The following is a 348-nucleotide window of genomic DNA, read 5'->3' on the forward strand; positions in this document are numbered from 1 at the left end:
AGCCCCTAGTGCCTGCAGGAGTTGGTTCGCCTTCGTGGCGTTTCCGTCGTACCACTCGGCCGTGGTTTCGGTGGAGAAATCCGGCCCCGGGTGCAGGCTCGTGAGGCGAAACAGTCTGGCCTGCTCCTCGGAAAGCGCTCGGTAGGACAGTTCGAAGGCTGCTGTCACCGCGCGCTCCTCCCGGCGCAGTACACAGAGCCTGGAGTGGGCGTCCTCCAGCTCCAGGCGGAGGTGGGACAGCGGTCTGGTTGGTGCGTCCACAAGCAGGGAGGCCAAGATACGGAGAGCCAGCGGCAGACCGCCGCAGATGGCGTCCCGTGGAGTGGTGGAGCGGGGATCTTGGAGGGA

Source organism: Kitasatospora nipponensis (genome assembly GCF_039528135.1).
Classification (GTDB): domain Bacteria; phylum Actinomycetota; class Actinomycetes; order Streptomycetales; family Streptomycetaceae; genus Kitasatospora; species Kitasatospora nipponensis.